This window comes from Pedobacter rhizosphaerae (assembly GCF_900111155.1).
Lineage (GTDB): Bacteria > Bacteroidota > Bacteroidia > Sphingobacteriales > Sphingobacteriaceae > Pedobacter > Pedobacter rhizosphaerae.
Genome location: NZ_FOGG01000027.1, coordinates 15,854 through 38,341, shown reverse-complemented (window position 1 = coordinate 38,341; position 22,488 = coordinate 15,854). Strand labels below are relative to the sequence as shown.

Genomic DNA, 22,488 nt, shown 5'->3' with positions numbered 1-22,488 from the left:
CAAATCTCAATCTCTTGTAGGTCGTAGCGAGACGCTACAACCAGTTGAAGCTCCATCATACTGCCTAAGAAACAGCGCTTACATTAAAATTATTATAACCACTACCAATCTTAATCTGTACAATCTGCTGCTGCAGCATCTCTAAAATGGCCAAAAAGTTATAAACGAAATGCACCTTGTTTTCTGAGTTCTTCAGCACCAAAGCAAAATCAATCTGTTTGTTGATATCAAGCAAATTAGCCATAAAATGCTTTTGCTGCTCAATGGTATAAGGGTATTGAACTACGGTGTGCTTTACCTCTTCGCTTCGCAAATCATATTTCTGCATGGTACGGTGATAAACCATCAACAGCTTATAAAGATCCAAAGATAAAAGCTCATCCTGATGGCTGGAAGATTCGGCTACAATATTCAGGTCCTGATCAATATTTCCCCTTCGCTCCTGCTGCATCCGCGATTGTTCAAAAACCCTGAGCTCCTCTGCGGCCGACTTGAATTGCTTATAGGCGATAAGTCGGGCAATTAAATCCTGCTCCGGGTTAACTTCATTCCCGGCTTCATCCAGTTCAATTCTGGGCAAGAGCATTTTAGATTTGATCCGCATCAAGGTAGCGGCCACTAAAATAAACTCACTGGCAATCTCTACATTGAGGGCTAACAATTGATGAATATAGGCGAGGAAGTCGTTGGTAATTTTCGATATCTCCACATCCTGAATATTCAACTCATCCCGTTCAATAAAGAAGAGTAAAAGATCAAATGGACCTTCAAAAATCGGGAGCTTGATTTCAAAATTTTCTGCCTGCATATCCTAATCGGCAAAAATACTTAAAATTGTTTACATGTTTACCATGGTCAGGAACAACAAAAACAGGCCTCAAACTTCCAAAAATCCATTATTTGTCTCTTCATTACCATAATGAAGCCCCATCCCTCAAGTACCTTCATTATTCTTTTCTATTTTAAAACAAAAATCCCTTACTTTGTATCTTGTTTTTTACCCAAAATTGAATGCAAGTAAAAGCTGGTCCCCTTTTATCTAAAATTAACTATCCTGCTGATTTAAAGCAATATAGTGAAACTGACTTAGAACAAATAAGCCAGGAGTTAAGGCAATATATTATTGATGTAGTGAGTGTTAATGGTGGGCATTTCGGTGCCAGCCTGGGTGTGGTTGAACTAACTGTTGCCTTACATTATGCATTAAATACCCCTTACGACAAGTTAGTCTGGGACGTTGGCCACCAGGCTTACGGCCATAAAATACTTACCGGCAGGAGAGAATTATTCCATACCAATCGTATTTACAAAGGAATTAGCGGTTTCCCAAAAATTTCGGAAAGCGAGTATGATACCTTTGGCGTAGGGCACTCCTCTACTTCTATTTCGGCTGCCTTGGGTATGGCTGTGGCTTCTCAAATTAAGGGAGAAACCAACAGGCAACACGTAGCCGTAATTGGCGATGGTGCCATGACTGCTGGTTTAGCTTTTGAAGGCTTAAACCACGCCGGTATTGAAAATAGCAATGTACTCGTTATCTTAAATGATAACTGCATGTCTATTGACCCTAACGTTGGTGCTTTAAAAGAATACCTCACCAGCATTACCATCTCCAAATCTTACAATCGCTTCCGCGATGATATTTCAAATGTATTGGTAAGCCTTTCTAAATTGGGCCCTAATGCACACAAATACGTTAAGAAAATAGAAAAAAGCATTAAAGGCACGCTTCTTAAACAGAGTAACCTTTTTGAGGCTTTAAATTTTAGATATTTCGGTCCTGTTGATGGCCACGATGTTAAGCGTTTAGCACAAACCATCAAAGAACTTAAAGACATACCAGGCCCTAAGCTATTGCATTGCGTTACCGTTAAGGGTAAAGGCTTTGCCCTGGCAGAAAAAGATCAAACCAAATGGCATGCACCGGGCTTGTTCGATAAAATTACCGGAGAAATCAAAAAAAGCATTCCAGATAAGCCACAACCTCCAAAATATCAGGATGTTTTCGGACATACCATGGTAGAACTGGCAGAGGCTAATGATAAGATTGTAGGGATTACCCCTGCTATGCCTTCGGGTTCTTCATTGAATATCATGATGAAAGCCATGCCTAAGAGAGCTTTCGATGTGGGTATAGCAGAACAACACGCTGTAACCTTTTCTGCAGGCCTAGCCGCCCAGGGATTGGTTCCTTTCTGCAATATCTATTCGAGCTTTATGCAGAGGGCTTATGATCAGGTAATCCACGATGTTGCCATACAGAAACTGAATGTAGTATTTTGCCTAGATAGAGCTGGATTAGCAGGTGCCGATGGCGCAACCCATCATGGTGCTTACGACATTGCCTTTATGCGTTGCATTCCCAATTTGGTGATTTCTTCTCCTATGAATGAAGAAGAGCTACGTAACCTCATGTTCACCGCACAACAAGAAGATATGGGGCCGTTTGTGATTCGCTATCCGCGTGGCAATGGTGTTATGCCAGATTGGAAAAGACCATTCAAAGCGCTGGAAATTGGAAAAGGACGTAAAATCTGCGATGGCGAAGATGTAGCAATCCTCACTATCGGCCACGTTGGGAACTTTGCTGTAGAGGCAACTGCCGAATTAAATACTGAAGGATTTTATCCTGCACATTATGATCTGCGTTTTGTAAAACCGCTAGACGAACAGCTGCTTCACGAAGTATTTACTAAATATAAACATGTAATTACTGTAGAAGACGGCTCCTTACCCGGTGGAATGGGATCTGCAGTTTTAGAATTCATGACCGACAATCAATACAACACCAACGTAATCCGTTTAGGTATTCCAGATCAGTTTATCGAACATGGGGAACAACCTGAGCTATGGGCTGAATGTGGGTATGATAAAGCCGCCATTATTGAAGCGGTGAAGAAAGTTGCCGTGAAGAGAACGACGAATAGTTTGGCAGGGTAATTTAGTCTGGAGTCTGTAGTCCTAAGTCTGAAGTCTGTGGAACGAAACTAGTTTGGAGTTGGGAGTCATTAGTTCGGAGTCTGCCTTACGAAATTAAAACATCTGAACCGAGTCATGATACTTGATACTTGATGCTCGATACTTGATACTTGATACTCTATACTCAATACTATTTACCAATCCTGTCCGTCGAGTTCCGCAGGAGTTCTACGGATTGTTTAATGGAGGAGAGTCTTGGACTCGGTTTAATTAATGTGAGTTATGAAACTCAACGGTATGTTGTAATCCGTAGAGGCGCTGCGCTTAACTCTACGGACAGGGTGGGTAATTTAGTCTGGAGTCGGTAGTTCGGAGTCTGCCTTGCGAAATTAAAACATCTGAACCGAGTCATGATACTTGATGCTCGATACTTGATACTCTATACTCAACACTATTTACACTAGCGTGCAGCAGGCCTTTGCTTCTTGTTCTTTATTCTTTGTTTCTCTTTCATGGTCCTGCGGATTTTCCATCCAGTCGGGTTTAGTTAAGACAGGCCAGTATTTTAAAGCACTTGAAGCCTGCGTCATCTATTTTCGTTAGTAGAATTTCACCTCACTTTGAATTGAAATATTCCTGAATCAGAAGTATTTCCTCTTTTATCTTTAGTGACTACTTTCCAATAGTAAGTGGTGTTAGCAGAAATTTTCACGTTTTCTAGCAACATGCTTTGTAAGTTGCCCGATAAAAGGCCGGGGTTATTGCTTGTTCCAAAATACACATCATATCCCGCAATGTCTTGGTCAACATCCATACCCTTCCATTCTAAACGGACTTGTCCTTGTCCAAAACCTACATCCTGACCTATAATTGGAAACACTACCTCAGCTGGAAAAGGTGCATAAGATGAAATTCCCGGTCCGGAATTATAGAATTTCCAAGTCTCGCTACTTATCTTTCTACTGTCTGAAACAGCATATGATACAACAAACCATGAATAGGGTGTATTTACATCCAAAGCGAAGGAAGTGGAAGTAGATTCGGTCTTTTTTGAAATAACCTTACCTGTTAAAAGATTTTTAACATTAACCTCATAAGCCCCTGTGTTATCGGTAGCCGACCAAGAGAAGGACACACTACTTTGTGAGGGTGTAAGGATCAAACCGGTTGAACAAGCTTCATTTCGAGCAGGGACGATTAAAGTGGCCGCTGTTGGTGGAGGAATTTCTACCTGTGTTCTTTTGCAGCTGAATAATGTAGACAATGCCAGGGCTATAGAGAAAATCCTTTTCATTATTGTTTAATTACCTTAAAATATGACTGTGAATTATCTGATTGAAGCTTTACAACGTACATCCCACTCGCTAAATGACCTAACTGTAGTTCAATCAAACCAGTATTTTTCTTAACGTCCAAGGTATGCACCAGTTGTCCGTCCAATCTTCTGATCTCAATTTTGCCGCTTTCTGAAGGAAAATACACATTTAAGATATTTGTGAAAGGATTTGGATATACAGACGGTCCTGTTGTTTTGAACACCTGCTCAAACACTCCCTGGCAAAGCTTATCTGTAGTAATGCTAACCCTATTATCCCCTTGCTGTAGTGGCACAATAAGTTCCGGACTTGATGTATTGAAGGTTCGATTATTCACAACAACATGGTAAGTATTTCCACCTGATAATTTCAAGTTCAATGATCTACTATCCTGGCTCATTATTGCATATACGGTTAAATCCTCTGGCTCAGTAATTACTACGTCGTAGCATTGCTTGTATTCGGGCTCTCCATTAACAGTGATGCACAACGAATAATTACCCGCACTCAGATTATTTATATTCAACTCATTTGTAAAGGAGTAATTGGTTTGGTTGGATACTCCGCGCAAAACTGCTGCATATGAGCCAACCTTCTCTGATGTAAGCAGAATACGTCCATTGTTACTTTGCCTACAAGTCTCTCCTACCAGGTTAACTTTAAAGTTATTTGCTGGCAGTGTGAATATCACTTTAACAACAATCTCATTAGAATAAACCTGTATTCCTTCATAACTAATAGCGCATTTATAGTTTCCCGATGTGTTTGCATTATAAGTTTTACTTAATGCACCATTAACAGGTACTCCATTTTTATACCAATTTACGCTCCAGCTCCCCTCAACTGATGAACTTAAGTTAACACTTCCACCAATAGTAAAGGTGGTTTGACCTTCCGCAGAAATTACAGGGACTGGTATGATTATAAAATTGGCATATTTGCCTTTTCCACTAGGAGTTGTAATTTCAATATCTCCACTAAGTGCATCATTTAGAACAACTTTAACGATTGTAGGTGAAATGACGCTAAAGTCGGTTATACTTTTCCCTCCAAATGTAACTATACTTGCGCCCGTAAAATTAGTCCCATACAGATAAATAGTGCTTCCCAGAGCTGCGCCCCTGGCACTTACCGATGTGATTACTGGAGGTGGAACTACAACATGAGTTAGGGCCAGGCTATAGGTTACAGACGGACTAGCATCACCGTATCGGTTATGTACCCTAACATAATAGGTTGCACCAATCGAAAGATTTGTCAGCACTGCGGTTTTAATTTGCTCATAACCAGCAATCCCTCCGCAGTAAATACTATTGAGCGCATTTTCAGTTCCACTATATACCTGAAGCATGAGTTCATCAAAACTAATTGGGTCTAATGAAACGTTATGTGCGGTACTCGTGGCCTTAAACTTATACCAAACATCTTTAGCATCAAAACCTGTTTGATAACAAGGTGGAAATGTAGAGGTAGCATACTCCAAGGAGTAATTAGCTTTGGCATTCATAGCCAAGGTTATAGCTCCCGAAGGCTCATCATTAGCTGGCATTGGCCAAGAGGTAACGTATGTATTAAATTCTGTTGATACCGAACTTCCATTCTTCAAATAAAGACGATAATAATAGGTTTGACCCGGAGTGAGTCCAACGAGTTCAGTGGTATTATTAGGAGAGTCTCGACAGAGTATTGATGTGAGGTTCTCACAAGATCCGCTAAAAAATTGTGCAATAAAAGGCATACCATTTATACTTCTGGAGATCACTTGGTGACGGGAAGCAGTAGCTGTAAATTTAAACCAAATATCTTTTGCAGATAGACTGGTACACGGTTCCATAGAAACGGTAGCGCCCAGGTTGTTAAACATTCTCATATGGGCTATTTCTCCTGCTATGATGTTAATAGCACCAGTACACTCATCGTTCTCAGGCCCTTTATTATCCTTCAAATCTAAATTAAAGGTTACCGATGGACTGGCATCACCATACCGATTGTGCACACGTACATAATACGTATTGCCAATTACCAGGTTAGTCAAAGCCGCTGTTTTAATCTGTTCATATCCTGCAATTCCAGAACAATAAATTGATGTGAAATTATCGGGTGTTCCACTATAAACCTGAAACATTTGTTCGCCGAAGCTCACAGGCGTTACCGAAAGATTGAGAGATGTACTGCCGGCCACAAATTTATACCAAACGTCTTTCGCATCATATCCTGTTGCATAACAGGGGGTGAAGGTTTGGGTGGCATAATCTAATGTTGCCTTCAGGGTACTATTCAAACTGATTAGATAGGCACCACCAGGTTCATCATTCGCAGGCATAGGAGGCGATGTAACATAGGTATTAAAGTCGGTAGAGGCGGGATTCCCATTTTTTAAGTACAGGCGATAATAATAGACTTGACCGGGAGTTAGCCCTACCAACTCTGTAGTTCCGTTAGGAGAATCGCGACATAGGATAGAAGTAAGATTTCCACATGATCCACTAAAAAACTGGGCAATAAAAGGAGCGCTGTTAATAGCCCTGGAAATAACCTGATGCCGGGTTGCAGTTGCAGTAAATTTAAACCAAATATCTTTAGCTGCCGAACTGGTACAGGCAGGCATAGACAAGGTGGCACCCAGATTGTTAAACATATCCATATGTGCTGTTACGCCGGCGATTCGTTCTATGGCACCACTACACTCATCGTTAACCGGGCCGGCGTTATCTTTTAAATCAAGCTTGAAGGTTACACCCGGATAGGCATCTCCATATCGATTGCGTACACTTACATAATATGTTTGTCCAATCACAAGATTATTCAATGAAGCCGTTTTAATTTGCTCATAACCCGCCACTCCCGAGCAAAAAATAGAACTTAAGTTTCCTGGCGCACCCGAAAAAACTTCAAACATGAGCTCATCATGGCTAATTGGATTTACTGAAAAATTCAACGTTGTATGCGTAGCTGTAAATTTATACCATACATCTTTAGCATCAAATCCGGTGTCGTTACAGGGTACGTAGCTTTGAGTAGCGTATCCAAGGTTAGTGTTCAATGTAGTATTAAGCGAAAGCACTATTGCCCCGGTTGCCTCATCATTTACTGGCGCAATTGGAGAGGTTACATATGTACTAAAATTGGCAGACAAATTACTTCCACTTTTGAGGTATAGTCGGTAATAATAGGTCTTTCCGGGCACTAAATTTGCCAGTTCTGTAGTGTTGTTTGGCGAGTCGCGACACAATATGGAGGTCAGATTTCCACATTCTCCACTAAAAAACTGCGCAATAAATGGTTCCCCATTAATACTCCGCGATATTACCTGGTGTCGTGAAGCAGTAGCAGTGAATTTGAACCAAATATCCTTTGCAGCAGAACTGCTACAAGGAGGCATTGATACTGTTGCATCAACATTCGAAAACAAGTCGGTGTAAGCACTCGCATCCGGAGTACGGTTAATCGCACCTGTGCATTCATCGTTAACAGGATTAGCATATACCCACCGAACGTTTAATAGACAACAAACGAATAGGGCAAGCACGAAGAAGTATCTTTTCATGGAGAGGTTAAAAGTTGATTTAAAGATAAATATAATCGGTTTATCAACCAAAATTTCGTTGGCTTAATTAAAAAACAGGCAAAAAGAATAGAGTTAATACCCCTGATAAGCTATCCAGTAGTAAAAGGTATACAACTACCAGAGATTGTTATACAAATAATGTGTATTTAGCTTCACATAACATTAAATTAACACAAAATACTATTTATCAATCGTTTGATTCAGTATATTTGTTCACGTGTTGAAGAACATGAGATCACTTGTCATCTTTTTTTAAGCTTTATCCCGTCGTTTATGCAGGTTTATCCATGAAATCTCAGGCCTCTTCGACATTTAAATAAAAAATTTAAATTAAGTCAAACTTTTTTCTTAATCATTTGTTTACCTAAAGCATCCCGTAAAAATTGATTATTATGGAAAATAAAATCTACACCCTATGACCGCTCTCAAAAAAACAATCGAAATCAGTAAACTGATCATTAACTTCTTAGGATTTCTATTCGACGAAGGTGTTAATAAAGATAAAATAGGTAAAAGATTGAACTAATCGTTTACCTACCTATCCCTGGTTAATCTGAAATGCATTTGTAAAGAATCGCTTTACGAAACTGGATTTTATTATATTTTTTGTCATCCCTGAGCTTAACTATATAAAATCTAGACAAGTTCTCAGAAAAAAGACAATCCACGACCTTGTCAATCCTGAGCTTGTCGAAGGACAATCAACTATCTTGTGATACTGAGCCTACTGAAGTAAGATCGGGATAATTTGTCAAAGAATTGTGATATTGGAGAAAAGTAAAATGTATTGTTCATCCTGAAGGTTAATTTATTTCATACAAATCAATACAAGGGAACTTTACCCTTCTATACACTCTTCGTCTCGCCGCCTTCGAAGTCACTTTCATATCCTAAAACCGCTTTAAGATTCCCTCCTGCGAGGGAATGACCACCGCCGAGGGTTATGCTCCATGCTAATTGCCGTTAATACAGAACTATCAATGCCTAGTAAGACCCCGGCCTAGCAGCATTTCGCAGGATAGGACAGTCGAATGCTTGCAGTTTCAAAGGGGTATCCACTCACCAAGGAAATAAGCAGCGAGAGCTGGCCTAAAGAGCAAAGGCCTAAGCCTCTTATTTCCGCCATCAGCATTAGGATGTTCTAGCCAAGAAAGGATGCAAGCCTTGGGTTTTGGGTACCTTTTTGCCAAGAAAAAGGTACGAGCCCTTCCGGCGGAGAGGAAAAGAGAAAAATTATTAGGTTGTAGCGAGACCCTATAACTAGAAAAGAGAGCTTCCGATATAAAAGCTGGAAAAGTATGTCGATGAATTTTGACATAGGAAAAAAGTAAAATGTATTGCCCTTCAACTACTTGTCCCGATTTCACATCGGGAAGCTCAGGGAGACAATATATTTTACTTTTCTATATTTTAAGCCTAAAAATCGTGATAAATATTTCTGAATGAGCTTCTTAACCCGATCGTAAATAAGCCTGCCTTATTTGCACCTAAGTCATTACGCTCTTGTCTTATCGTTCCTGCAACCTCAATACGTAAATTATACTTCGGATTAAGCAGATATCCTACCTGTCCCTTAACGTAATACAAATCGGTTGCAATACCTTGCCCTACGTGGCTACCATAATCTACAGCCCTTGTGGTATAGTCTTTAAAGATATCTCCACCATAATTCATGCCTTCAGGATCTAAACCATATCTCGAATAAATGGCTTGTCCCTGGAAATCGAATCGCTTATAACTGTAGCTTAAAATCCCTAAAAACTCCCTAAAATTAGCACCATATGGATGCGCTAAGGCCTGATTATAGTTGGAGTAGTTAGATAATCTATTGAAATGCGCGTAAGTATACGGACGGGCTGTATTAAACTCGGCAAGGTAATTTAAACCATTAACCTTGAATAAATCTGCCCCGCGGATACCAAATTGAATGGCCCACTTATTAGCCCAATAACCATTGCCTTTAAAAAACTCTTTGGCCGTAAATTCATCGAACATAAACTGCCCATAAAGACTGCTCTTTTTAAAGATCTCATACTTCAGGTTGAAACCTAAACGCATCTTATCCGGAGAAGTGGTATTGGTGTTCTCTACCGGACGTAAGAATATAAAAGGGTGAATGTAATTAAAGTCAAATCCGCGTTTACCCTCTACCTCCGCATCTGCCCAGGTTACCGCCTGAAAGAAACCAACAGAAAATCTCTTGGTTGCATTCCAATCAACGTAATGTGCTGCCATCCATTTACCTCTATCGCCTAATCTTCTATCGGTAGCTAATTTCTCGGCTCCTGGATCCAGCATATAGGCAAAAATGGTTTGATACTGTACACTTCCTAAGGTGGCTCTGGCCCTAAAAAAAGAATAATTAGAAGAAACATCAGAAAGGAGCATGGAGCGGTATCCATCTCCAATAAAGTTTTTGTCGTAACCTAACGCAAAGTTCAGGTGTTTATTAGGTGTGTACGAAAGCAATGCAGTTACATACGACCAATCCTGGGTGTTGGTGGCTAATTTACCATATCCCTGCCCTGGTACCACCTGATTTTTAACGATGAAGTTATTTACGTAATCTACAAACTTCCCCTGGTTCTCGTAACCATTCAGATAAAAAGAAAACTCTTTCCCTACATTTCCACCAACCTGAAAACCACGGGTATTTAACCAGGTAGTTCTTTTGCCACTTACATCTCTACCGATCTGGAAATCAGGAAGAAAATCTGCATAAACATCATAATCATCACCTTTGAATTGCAATAAATGCTCCTGAAACAATTTTCGGTGAACCCAGCTGCGTCTGTTTAAACTATCCGTTCCGTAGTTCATCAATGAGTCGAAACGGCTGGTTAAAGCCTGATCATCTGAGTAGAATCCTTTAATCGAAGAGTGAAATTTCGAATTCGGATCGTATACTGCAGAGTTGAATTTTTGATAGAACTGATAATCGTAAGGAATAATCCGGTTTGGGGTAGGATCCTGAGCCTGTACAGCCAAGCCACTAGTGGCCAGCAAGGCTAACAAAAGATATTTTCTCATCTAATAATTAGTCGTTTATTACTTTATCCAATTCCTCAAACACCGAGTTTTTACTCTTAAATTCAGGAACAAGTTTTTTCATATGGATAACCACCTCCCTATCGCTTCCAGATTTGGCAGATTCGATCAAATCGTATATTTTCTTCTCTACCTCTTCAAACACATATTCCCTTACCTTGCCAATCATGATTTTCTCATGGTGTGTTGGCAAAGTGTTTTCGTTATCGTTTAAAAGTTCTTCGTAAAGTTTTTCCCCAGGTCTTAATCCCGAGAATTCGATTTTAATATCAATATTAGGTTCCAAGCCCGATAAACGGATCATCTTTTTGGCTAATTCAATAATCTTAACCGATTTACCCATATCAAAAACGAAGATCTCCCCGCCTTTTCCCATACAGCCTGCTTCGAGCACTAGCCTGCAAGCCTCAGGAATGGTCATGAAATAACGGGTAATTTCCGGGTGTGTTACGGTAATGGGGCCACCCTTTTCAATCTGCTGTTTAAACCGTGGAATTACCGAACCATTTGATCCTAAAACATTACCAAAACGGGTAGTGATGAATTTAGTAATCGGCTTTATCTCCTGTTCGTTAATATAACTCAGGCCATTGCTAAAGATAAAGCCATCAGTACTTAAAGATTTATTCAGTGATTGCACATAAATTTCTGCTACCCGCTTAGATGCACCCATTACATTGGTTGGGTTTACCGCCTTATCGGTAGAGATCATTACAAATTTCTGCACTCCAAAACGCACCGATAAATCTGCAATCAATTTTGTTCCACCTACGTTGGTTCTAATCGCCTCAGCTGGATTATTCTCCATTAAAGGCACGTGTTTATAGGCCGCGGCATGATATACATAGTGAGGCTTATAAGTCTCGAACAATTTCTCCATCCGTTGCAAATCGCGTACATCGCCAATAAAGGCCACGAAGTTTTGTTGATTATTATGCTCCTGCAACTCTAAATGAATTTCATGAAGGGCACTTTCAGACTGATCACAAAGAATGATTAAACCTACTTCAAATTTCATTAACTGTCTCACTACCTCACTGCCTATAGAACCCGCAGCACCAGTAATCAGAATACGCTTTTTGCGCAACATGTTGCCAATACCTTCAATATCAATCTGAATCGATTTCCGGTTAAGCAGATCTTCAATATTTAACTTCTGAATCTGGGCAGGCTGAAGCTTACCATTCTCCCAAACATCGGGAGGTGGAATATTTAAAATTTTAATATCGTTTTCTAAACAGAGGTCCACTACCTGGTCTTTCCGATCATCAGGGATGGTGTAAGAAGCAAAAATAATTTCATCCAGCTCATGCTCCGCTACCAGATGCGGTAGTGTGCCTGCATCCAAAATCCGGATACCATCAATCGCCTTACCTACTTTACGAATATCGTCATCAATAAAAGCAACAATTTTCTTGTTAAAACTTCCATCGTGATCAAAAGTTCTTTTGGTGGCCAAACCTGCTTCACCGGCACCGTAAATGATTACCTTTTTCACATCCAGATTCAGATTTTTCACATACATGAAAAAGTACTTAATCAAAATCCGGTAAGTAATCAGCAACAAGAAACTGGTTAAACCATTTGTAATTAAAATGGCTACAGAGATTAAGCTGATTTTAAAGAAAGTGATATAGATGATGTTCAATAAAAAGAAAGTTCCATTACTGATGATCACCGAAAAAAGAATCCGGAAAGAATCCTGGGCACTGGTATATCGAATGATTCCGGTGTAAGTTTTGATGTGAAAAAATACGGCAATATTGATTAGTCCTAAAATCAGGAGATTCCGGGCCAATTCTGGAAGATCAACAGCTGCCAGATATAGGTTATGCCTTAAAGCATAAGCAAAAATGAGCGACATCGCACAAATAGACAAGTCTAGTACGAATATCACCCAACGGGGTACAATATTAATTTGAGTAAACAAGGTTCGATAGGGTAAAATTTGCTAAAGATAAGTTTTTTAATCAGCAATAGGTAACAATTCTATGATGATGAAGAAAAATCCATCGATATAGACCAATCCTCTTCAAACACACCTGGAATAGTAGCTAAACGCTCAACGGCCGTACAGGCGGCTATGGTAACTCCTGAGCCAATTTTAGCGCCGCCACCAACATAGGCATTGGGGTAAATGCTACAAAAATCGCCCAAAACAGCGTCGTGATCAATGGTTACGTTGGCATTCACGATAACGTGTGCGCCTAATATAACACCTGTTTGAATTACCGCTCCGGCTAAAATAACTGAGCCAGGACCAATAATTACATCTGGTGCAACTATAGCCTGTGGATGAATAAAAACACCTGATTTGTGTTGTACGCGAGCAGCAATGGCTCTTCGGATCTCGTTATTGCCGATACCAATTAAGACTTCGGCATCGGGAAAAACATGAGGATCGTATTGCAAAATGGGCAAGCCTTGAATAAAAGGCTGGGTAATGCGATCATCAAAATATCCCAAAATGGGTGGAGCGTTTAAATTTAAGCCGGCAGCCAATACCCTGGCGTGCCCTCCTGTTCCATAAATTATGCTATCAGCCATCACTTAACTTTAAGTTAAACAGATGTTCTTTACCCTCAATCTTTAAACGCAGGGACACAAAAACAACCAGACACAGCATTAACAAGAATAATGCCGATAACAAATTAGCCTGAATAACGAAAAGGATTAAAGCATTGATTGCGAGCTGAACAGCTAAATAAAGGGCAACTACGGCCAGTTGTGGCCATTTCTTTTCATTAGATAAAAACTGATAGAAATGAGAACGATGCGCCTTAAAAATATTCTCTTTTCTCATCACCCTGAAGAAAATAGTAGTCACGGTATCCAGGCCATACACTAACAAGAAAAGAATATAAACCGGATTTTGGGTTTTGAAAATCAACTGACCTAAAAGAAAGACAATGATAAAGGCAATGCTTACACTCCCAACATCACCGGCAAAACATTTTGCCTTTTTTCTAAAATTGAAATAGTTAAAAACTATTACAGCTATGATTACGGTAAGCAGTAACTGTACCGAGGTAAAATCAATAATATATTGATCGATGTAATACAGTGTTGCCAATAACAACAGGCTATACCCTCCTGTAATCCCGTTAATGCCATCCATAAAATTATAGGCATTAATGGTTCCGATCACGACCACAGCTCCAATTGCCGTAAAATACCAGGGAAAATAAATCACATCCAACTGGGTAAAAAGTAACAATACCGATAAGCCATGCACCACTAAACGAACTTTGTTGTTTAAGGTATGCATATCATCTAAAAAGCTGATCAATGCAATCAGGAATAGTCCGATACTGAAAAATAAATATTGAAAACCAAACAGAAAAAAGGCCAATAGCCCTGCAACGCCAAAAATAATCCCACCTCCACGAATGGTAACCGTAGAATGGGAGCTCCGATGATTCGGCTGATCGATGATATTATAATGATCGGCGATCTTGAAATAGACTAACTCAGTCACAAACAAAATAACGAGCAAAAATAATGCGTAAAGAACAGACATAGAGATTTATTTTAATTTTGCGAAGATAGGGAAATTTGATGTGATTTAATTGCAAAGAAAATTAAGTTTAGGACAAGATCATAAACAAAAAAGCAAGCATGAATCGATGAATTGATTCATGCTTGCTTTTTTCTAACACGGAGAAGGCGCTAAGCAAGTAAGCATTTGAACTTATGCGGTTCATAGACCTTACACCTTAAGCCCCACACCTTATACCTCAAGAATGGTGCTGTCCATAGTTTTCCACCATTGAAGCAGCTACTTGTTTAATTTCCTGTTCATCAGATTTCGGATAGATCAACAAAACGTTACCATCATCTACTACGATATAATTATCCAGTCCTTTAATTACAGCAGCTTTGCCTTTTGGCAATTGAATAATGCAATTCTGTGTTTGTTGGATATTAATTTCCGTACAACTTACTGCATTCTCCAGTGCATCTTTTTCAGCCACGGCATGTAAAGATGCCCAGGTTCCTAAATCAGACCAGCCAATATCTGCCGGCAGTGTATATACATTATCTGCATTCTCCAAAATCGCATAATCAATAGAAATATTAGGTGAAGTTGGGTAGAATTCCTTAATAAAAGCTTGCTCGTCTGGAGTATTGTAAACTGCTGTACCAGAGGCAAAAATTTGATCTATTACTGGCGCGTATTTTTGAAAAGCTTTCTGGATAGCCTTAGCCGACCAGATAAAGATCCCCGCATTCCATAAATATTCTCCACTGACGAGGTATTCTTGTGCTTTTTCTAAAGATGGTTTTTCTTTAAAGGCTGCTACTTTCCGAACACCTTCAGTATTCAATGCTGCATCCTCATATTGAATATAGCCATAGCCCGTATCTGGCCTGGTTGGCTGTATCCCCAAGGTAAGCAAAGCATCGTGAGTAGCTGAAAAGTTTAAAGCTTGCTGAACTTTATTTAAAAATTCCTCTTCCTTTAAAATCAAGTGGTCCGATGGTGCCACAACAATATTCGCTTCCGGATTGGTCTTTAAAATCTTATAGCTGGCGTATGCAATGCAGGGAGCCGTGTTGTTTCTACTAGGCTCCAGCAAGACCTGATCTTCACGTAATGAGGGAAGCTGGTTCAATACCAAACCCTTATAATGCTCATTACTTAAAATATAGATCTGCGTTGGGTCGCAAATTTTAGTAAACCTTTCGTACGTAAGTTGCAACAAAGATTTGCCTAAGCCTAATATATCTATAAATTGCTTTGGGAATTGGTTACGGCTCTTTGGCCAGAAGCGGGAGCCCACGCCTCCCGCCATAATTAATACATAGGTATTATGATTTCCAGTCATTATCTTTAATCTCCTGATATACTCGTGTTATACCCTCATCGAGGGATATTTTAGCTTTCCAACCCATTGCATGAAGTTTGTTCACATCCATCAATTTTCGTGGCGTACCATCCGGTTTGCTGGCATCAGTTAAAATCTCACCTTCAAAGCCAACAACCTTTTTCACCAATTTCGCTAGATCCAAAATAGAAAGATCATCTCCGACTCCAATATTTACCAACCCCGGCTCATTATAGTTTTCCATTAAAAAGATGCAAGCTTCAGCTAAATCATCCGCATGAAGAAATTCTCTTTTCGGGCTTCCTGTACCCCAAATGGTTACAGCAGAATCTCCATTTTGCTTTGCCGTAATAAATTTCCTCAACAGTGCTGGCAATACATGAGAATTATTTAAATCGTAATTATCATTCGGGCCGTACAAATTGGTTGGCATAACTGAAATAAAATTACAGCCATATTGATCCCTATAAGCATCACACATCTTGATTCCTGCAATTTTAGCAATGGCATAAGGCTCGTTGGTTGGTTCAAGCTCACCCGTTAAAAGATAATCTTCTTTCAAGGGTTGTGGGGCTAATTTTGGATAGATGCAGGAAGAGCCCAAAAACATGAGCTTGTTTACCGAATTCAGATAAGCCTGATGGATCACATGATTCTGAATCATCAGATTTTCGTAAATGAAATCTGCTCGGTAGGTGTTATTGGCGACAATCCCACCTACCTTAGCCGCAGCCAAAAAAACATATTGTGGTTTTTCGTGCTCAAAAAAAGCAGCAACTGCCTGACCATCTCGCAAATCTAACTCAGAAGAAGTACGTGTAATAATATTCGTGTAGCCGTTAGCTTCTAAGTGCCGCTTGATGGCTGATCCTACCATTCCCCGGTGGCCAGCTATATAAATTTTATCGCTTTTATTCATTATAGTGTTTTGCCTGCAGGAAGGCCTTATCCTTCCCGCAAAATGAGTTTACTCGAACTGATTTTTAACGCTGTATCCAGCCTCTTTTAGCATCAGCTCCTTTCTGAAGTGATCTACATCCGAGGCCATCATATCTGCAACCAGCCCAGCCAAATCATACTGCGGTTTCCATCCTAATTTAGTCTTAGATTTCGTAGGGTCTCCAATCAATAAATCTACTTCTGTTGGTCTAAAATATGTAGCATCAACAGCTACAACTTCTTTGCCGATCTCCAATTGATAATCAGGATTTGAGCAAGATACTACATAAGCTTTTTCCTCTACACCTTCTCCTTTAAATTCCAGTTCAATGCCAACCTCCTGGAAAGACATCTTAACAAAATCTCTAACAGAAGTAGTAACACCAGTAGCAATTACATAATCTTCAGGAACATCTTGCTGTAAAATTAACCACATAGCCTCTACATAATCTTTTGCGTGCCCCCAATCGCGTAGTGCATCAAGGTTACCTAAATAAAGCTTGTCTTGAAGACCTAAGGCAATTTTAGCTGTCCCCCTGGTTATTTTTCGGGTTACGAAAGTTTCTCCTCTTAGCGGACTCTCATGATTAAATAAAATACCATTACAAGCAAACATGTTGTAAGCCTCACGATAATTTTTTGTAATCCAGAAACCGTATATTTTTGCTACGCCATATGGTGAGCGAGGATAAAATGGAGAATTTTCATCGTAGAATCCCTGAGCATTTTTGTTTTCCGGCATACCGCCAAATAACTCTGATGTTGATGCCTGATAAACTCTGGTTTTCTTTTCTAAACCTAATATTCTCACAGCCTCTAATATCCTTAAGGTACCAATACCATCTACATTAGCCACATATTCTGGCGAATCAAAAGAGACTTTAACATGACTCATCGCACCTAAGTTGTAGATTTCATCGGGCTGTACTTCTTGTACAATCCTGATCAAGTTTGTTGAATCGGTTAAATCCCCATAATGCAATTTGAACCGAACATTACTCTCATGTGGATCTTGATATAAATGATCTATACGATCAGTATTGAATAATGAGCTACGACGTTTGATCCCATGAACTTCATATCCTTTTTTTAATAATAAATCTGCTAGGTAGGCACCGTCTTGTCCTGTTATACCTGTGATTAGGGCTTTTTTCATCGTTATACTAATTCAAACCCCTTTAGAATAGGAGTTGGTTTCCAATTTAGTTCTTTTTTTGCTTTTGTGTCGTCAAAAGTCAAATCAGTTAATATTTTATTTAATTTTTGCGTATTGATAGGGGCTTTTGACCCCACTATATCTCCAATAAGTGCTAGTGGTTTAGCAATCCAGTAAGGAATGTTTACCGGTCTTTTTTTAGATAATTGCATTGCAATATGAAATGCTAATTCACTGAAAGATGGATGATAACCATCTGTTAAGTTAAAAATCCCATTTATTCTTGAGGCATAGGGAATAATATTAGCTACATCCTGTGCCAATACCATGCTCTTCTTCGCTTCTCCGCCAGCAATATTAACATAATACCCTTTGCTAATCCCCGCAATCATTGCACCTAAATTACCCGGAGCATTACGCCCAACTAGCAATGGCAATCGTAATATTGTGCATCTTATGCGGTTGGCCTTGCACCAGTCCAAGACTAAACGCTCGGCTTCAATTTTACTAAGCCCATATGCATCTTCTGCATTTAAAGCATGATTCTCAGAAATCATTTCACCTGAATTTGCGCCATAAACAGCAACAGTGCTAATAAAAACAAACGCGCTAGGGAGTGCCTTTGCTTCCATTAGTCCATTCAAAATATTTTGAGTACCTTGTACATTTACTTTGAAAAAATCCTTTCGCTCTACTTCTGTTTTCGGAACTGAATGAGCCTTCCCGGCGCAATGCACAACAACATCCACATTAGTCAAGGCAGGTACCCCAATACTGAAATCGAAAACGATATTGGCTTCTTTTCTTCCAATGGTAATAACATCCCCTTCTTTTTCCAGAACTGCTAAGATATGCTTTCCTAAAAATCCTGAGGCTCCCGTCAATAGAAATTTCATTAAGTTATGTTAGTTTTTTTAGCGTACCTTGATTAATACGGTGCCTTCTTCGATCAAAGAACCATCCCCATTTGTTAAAATAATAAATTGCTGATTGAATACCTATTTTAGTTAGCCGCCAAGATTTATGAGATCCTTTCTCAAAATGATGGTATATGGTAGCTTTCGGATAAAAAACAGTTTTAAAACCTCCGTCAATAATTCTTCTGCATAAATCAGCTTCTTCCCCATACATAAAAATGCCCTCATCAAACATACCAACCTTTTTCAACGCGGCTATCCTCAAAAACATAAAACAGCCCGAAAGGTATGGAACTTCCATAATTTTGTCATAGCCCGTAAATTTCAATTCAAAAAGTTGGTTTCTTTTTTCAACCATATTTTTGAATGGATTAAAGCGCCTGCCAATCCAATCGTAGGGAGTGGGCAGTAATTTACAAAGGTATTGGACTGAACCATCAGGGTAAAGTACTTTCGGCATAATATTTCCAATATCTTCTCGGTCTCTCACAAAATCTAACAACTCGAGCATAACCCCTTTTCCAAAATATACATCGGGATTTAAGATTAAGTGAAAGTCAGAAGCGGTCGTATGAGCTAACTTTAGAGCAATATTATGTGCTGCACCAAAGCCTGGGTTGGCAGGATTGTGAATATATGTTACATGACTATCTTGAATAATGTCTTGAAGCTCATTGGTTCTTGAGTTGTCGATTAAGTAAAGGTGTTTCTCAAAATCATCGGCCAAAAAACTATTAATAGCTTCTAGCAAAACGTCTCTCTCATTATGATATAAAACTATACTACCTGTAATTCTCATTAATTAATGTTGGTTTACTTTAATGTATATAACTTAATTTCATTCCGGTTTAACGGAAAATCTTGAGGATAAACTTAATTGACGAAAATGCTATTAAAAATGGCAAAGAAATAAATATAATATTATTAGTCTTTGCTTGTTTCATAAACATTTTCATTTCCCCAGCTCGCATCTTACGCTTACTTCCACTTAAGCCTCCTTCTGTCAATAATGGCCTGCTAAGTTTGACCAACGGTAACTCCAGATATAATGCTGGCAATTTCTCGCTGAGTCGTAGCCAAAGGTCATGGTCTTCAGCATATTTCATACTTTCATCAAACCTTACCTCATCAGTATTTCTCACAACTACGCTAGGTGTAACAAATCGATTCCTTAAAAGTATACTAGTATAGCCGAATCTCTTTGTTTTGATATTCTCAAATTCTGGAATTACAAAATTTTCTTTAGTAAAGCTATTTGTTTGATAGCCATGACCAACAAGTGAAAAATTTTTATCTAAAAACATAGAAACAATATTCAATTTTTCAGGATGCCAACAATCATCAGAATCCAAAAACGCAATCCATTCACCCTTAGCAATAGCCATACCACAGTTTCTGGCGGATGAAACGCCACCATTCTCTTTATTGATTACGATCAAGTTACTTCGGTGTTTCGTCAATTTGTAATCTTGTAAGATTTGAAGCGTATTGTCTTTAGAACCGTCATTAATAACTATTACTTCTAGTGCAGGCAGTGTCTGTTCAAATACAGAATCTAACGCCTGAACAATAGTTTGCGAAGAATTATAGGCAGGTATTATTACCGAAATTATTTTATTCATAGCCTGCTTTTAAAAAATTTGTAAATTTTTCGAGTGTTGCTTCAAACGTGTAATTTTTTAAAAAGACGTCACGTATACCTGATAATTTATCACGTTGAAAACTTTCGATTGCGTTCGCAAACTCTGCTGGAGTATTACATCGAAATCCAATTTGACTGATATTTACATCGTAACCTTCAAAGGATTCATTAGTACCAATTATAGGACGATTGTACATTAAAGCTTCTGCAACCTTAGTTTTCATGCCTGAACCGTGGAAAATAGGAGCTATAACCAAATCAGCTTTGTTATAGAACTGTTGAATACTATCTACTTTACCAATAAAGTTTACCGCCCTTGTGGCTTTTTTAGGTTTATGAAGTTCAAATCCATTACCCACAACAAAAACTACTATATTGCGCTTCACTATAGGCATAACTTTTTCAATAAACCATTCGATACCGAAAATATTCGGAGGGAAATAGGATCCTACGAAAAGAAGAATTAATTTGTCATCGGTTGACGGCGGATTTGACTGTTCGATTTGATAGTCATCCACAAAGGAGGTAGGCAAAATAAGTTCAACCTGCCTATTGTAAAGATGTTTGATTTCATCCGCGTCCCTGCGATTAAGTGTTATGGTAAAATTGGAGTAACAAGCTGCCTGTTTCTCAGCTCGCCTCACCAGTGCTAACGTAAAATAATGATATAGCTTTTTGGAGACTTTGATCAGCTCTCTGAAATATGACTGTTCTACATTATGAAAAAAAGTAATTATCCGGATGGAAGGATATTGCGTTTTCAAATTAGCAGCAAAATTTCCAAACATAGAGTTATCTAGAAAAATTGTATTGATCTCTTTTGAACTTACAATTTCACTTATTCGTTCCAAATCTACATTAGAGACCAAATTAAATTTAAAGAACAGCGAAATCCAATTAGATCGTATGTCCTTGAGTGCAATATCGATTCTGATTCTCTGAGCGCTCTGACTGTTCTCCTTTATCATTAAATAATTTCTATCTGAAATAACCGCTGCGCCAGTTGCTTCAGGATGATTAGCATTAATAAATAAGGTGTTTCCTAAAAGCATAATTTATAAGGTGTGTAAAATGTCCAAAAGCTCATGATGTTTGAGTAAAATTTCGCAAATGCATAAAGAATAAGGATTATATAAACACAAACGCGGATATATTTTTGAGATGAAATCTTAATAAAAAGAGGAAGAATGAGGAACTCTGAAATATCAAAATATGCTGACATCCTATTCAATACTTGTATAACGGGTGTGAATATCAAATAGATTAAACTCCCAACAACATACATGTTCAGAAGAAGTCTGAAATTTTTATTCTTCTCTAATCTTTCATAAAAAATCAACGACGGGAGTAAAACAAAGCATCTTCTAACAGTCCCTAAGATGTATGACACTTTGGGGTCAATACTACTACCAGTTGTGCTATTGCCTAATTCTTTAATTTCGTCATAAGCAGTTAACTTGGTAGCAATGTGACCGTCTCCACTCATCAAATAAGCAAAAAGAAAATTGTTGCTTCCGGTAAAAGATATAAATATGCCTACTGCGAAACCAGCAACTATTATAAGAACAAGTCTACGCCTGGTTATTGTGATATACATTAGTGGTATTGCAAAGAACGAAATAATTGCAGAAGTATGGAAAAAAAAAGCAATCGTAGTAACTACTAGAAACATAATCAGATTCCTATCAACAAGGAATACCAGGCCAATAACAGCAAAAGAAAGTGCAAGTGATTGCCTATTTCCTGATACGTCTCCAAGTTGATTAGCGTAGTAAAATAATAAGGTTAGAAAGATAAAGTTTAGATTTGAAACCCGACTAAAGCCATATAGCTTAAGCGAGATCATAAAGAAGCAAAAAAGCAGTAAGAAAACAGTATAAGATTCAGAAACCTGCTTAACCGTAAATGATAGAAGGGCATATAGGTATTCATGTTGGCCATTGACAAAATCATCGTAAGAATAATTGCTATCAAAGTAGTAAAAGTAATTATCCCAATCAGTACCAGTTTCCCATCTTAAGCCACCAACAAGAATTAAGATCACACCTATTGCCACAACACCAATAGCTCTACTTGATTTATCGATTTTCAGAAAATCAAACAAAGTAAAGAACAATAAAATGAAGAATAATATGAAATATATCAATTTATATT

General features: G+C 38.7%; 16 protein-coding genes. 1 reads left to right on the top strand and 15 read right to left on the bottom strand.

The annotated features are described in order from the left end of the window. Window positions 1–64 precede the first annotated feature (64 nt). Window positions 65–808: a segregation and condensation protein A gene (locus BMX11_RS18115; protein WP_090886867.1), complete on the bottom strand. Its 744-nt coding sequence runs from the start codon at window positions 806–808 to the stop codon at window positions 65–67. 203 nt (window positions 809–1,011) lie between these two features. On the opposite strand from BMX11_RS18115, the gene dxs reads away from it, so the two are divergent. Beyond that, window positions 1,012–2,940: a 1-deoxy-D-xylulose-5-phosphate synthase gene (gene dxs / locus BMX11_RS18110; RefSeq protein WP_090886865.1), complete on the top strand. Its 1,929-nt coding sequence runs from the start codon at window positions 1,012–1,014 to the stop codon at window positions 2,938–2,940. Window positions 2,941–3,529: 589 nt separating this feature from the next. Here dxs and BMX11_RS18105 read toward each other — a convergent pair. From BMX11_RS18105 to BMX11_RS18040, 14 genes are all read right to left on the bottom strand, one after another. Next, on the bottom strand, window positions 3,530–4,213 hold the full coding sequence (locus BMX11_RS18105) for a hypothetical protein (RefSeq protein ID WP_090886863.1): 684 nt from the start codon (window positions 4,211–4,213) through the stop codon (window positions 3,530–3,532). After that, a complete protein-coding gene (locus tag BMX11_RS18100; RefSeq protein WP_090886861.1) occupies window positions 4,213–7,782 on the bottom strand; it encodes a T9SS type A sorting domain-containing protein in 3,570 nt (1,189 codons plus the stop codon). Before BMX11_RS18100 ends, BMX11_RS18105 begins: the two co-directional genes overlap by 1 nt. A gap of 1,437 nt (window positions 7,783–9,219) precedes the next feature. Continuing rightward, window positions 9,220–10,833, bottom strand: coding sequence for a gliding motility protein RemB (locus BMX11_RS18095; protein WP_090886859.1), 1,614 nt, complete (start codon window positions 10,831–10,833; stop codon window positions 9,220–9,222). Window positions 10,834–10,840: 7 nt separating this feature from the next. Beyond that, window positions 10,841–12,781: a polysaccharide biosynthesis protein gene (locus BMX11_RS18090; protein WP_090886857.1), complete on the bottom strand. Its 1,941-nt coding sequence runs from the start codon at window positions 12,779–12,781 to the stop codon at window positions 10,841–10,843. Window positions 12,782–12,840: 59 nt separating this feature from the next. Continuing rightward, a complete protein-coding gene (locus BMX11_RS18085; RefSeq protein WP_090886855.1) occupies window positions 12,841–13,398 on the bottom strand; it encodes a PglD-related sugar-binding protein in 558 nt (185 codons plus the stop codon). Continuing rightward, window positions 13,391–14,371, bottom strand: a complete 981-nt coding sequence (locus BMX11_RS18080) for an MraY family glycosyltransferase (RefSeq protein ID WP_090886853.1) — start codon at window positions 14,369–14,371, stop codon at window positions 13,391–13,393. Before BMX11_RS18080 ends, BMX11_RS18085 begins: the two co-directional genes overlap by 8 nt. Window positions 14,372–14,588: 217 nt before the next feature. Beyond that, on the bottom strand, window positions 14,589–15,680 hold the full coding sequence (locus BMX11_RS18075; RefSeq protein ID WP_245738706.1) for a mannose-1-phosphate guanylyltransferase: 1,092 nt from the start codon (window positions 15,678–15,680) through the stop codon (window positions 14,589–14,591). Further along, window positions 15,664–16,599 (bottom strand): GDP-L-fucose synthase family protein, encoded by a 936-nt coding sequence (locus tag BMX11_RS18070; protein WP_090886851.1) that lies wholly within the window; start codon window positions 16,597–16,599, stop codon window positions 15,664–15,666. The genes BMX11_RS18075 and BMX11_RS18070 overlap by 17 nt, the downstream gene beginning before the upstream one ends. Before the next feature lie 48 nt (window positions 16,600–16,647). Further along, window positions 16,648–17,775 (bottom strand): GDP-mannose 4,6-dehydratase, encoded by a 1,128-nt coding sequence (gmd, locus tag BMX11_RS18065; protein ID WP_090886849.1) that lies wholly within the window; start codon window positions 17,773–17,775, stop codon window positions 16,648–16,650. Between the two features lie 2 nt (window positions 17,776–17,777). Continuing rightward, window positions 17,778–18,671, bottom strand: a complete 894-nt coding sequence (locus tag BMX11_RS18060; RefSeq protein ID WP_090886847.1) for an NAD-dependent epimerase/dehydratase family protein — start codon at window positions 18,669–18,671, stop codon at window positions 17,778–17,780. Window positions 18,672–18,675: 4 nt separating this feature from the next. After that, complete coding sequence (locus BMX11_RS18055; protein WP_090886846.1) at window positions 18,676–19,491, bottom strand: glycosyltransferase family 2 protein; 816 nt, start codon at window positions 19,489–19,491, stop codon at window positions 18,676–18,678. A gap of 49 nt (window positions 19,492–19,540) precedes the next feature. Next, window positions 19,541–20,314 carry a glycosyltransferase family 2 protein gene (locus BMX11_RS18050; RefSeq protein WP_090886845.1) on the bottom strand — a complete coding sequence of 258 codons (774 nt, stop codon included), beginning with the start codon at window positions 20,312–20,314 and terminating at the stop codon, window positions 19,541–19,543. Further along, window positions 20,307–21,386, bottom strand: coding sequence for a glycosyltransferase (locus BMX11_RS18045; protein WP_090886843.1), 1,080 nt, complete (start codon window positions 21,384–21,386; stop codon window positions 20,307–20,309). The genes BMX11_RS18050 and BMX11_RS18045 overlap by 8 nt, the downstream gene beginning before the upstream one ends. Then, window positions 21,377–22,438 (bottom strand): EpsG family protein, encoded by a 1,062-nt coding sequence (locus BMX11_RS18040; protein WP_175474610.1) that lies wholly within the window; start codon window positions 22,436–22,438, stop codon window positions 21,377–21,379. Before BMX11_RS18040 ends, BMX11_RS18045 begins: the two co-directional genes overlap by 10 nt. Window positions 22,439–22,488 lie beyond the last annotated feature (50 nt).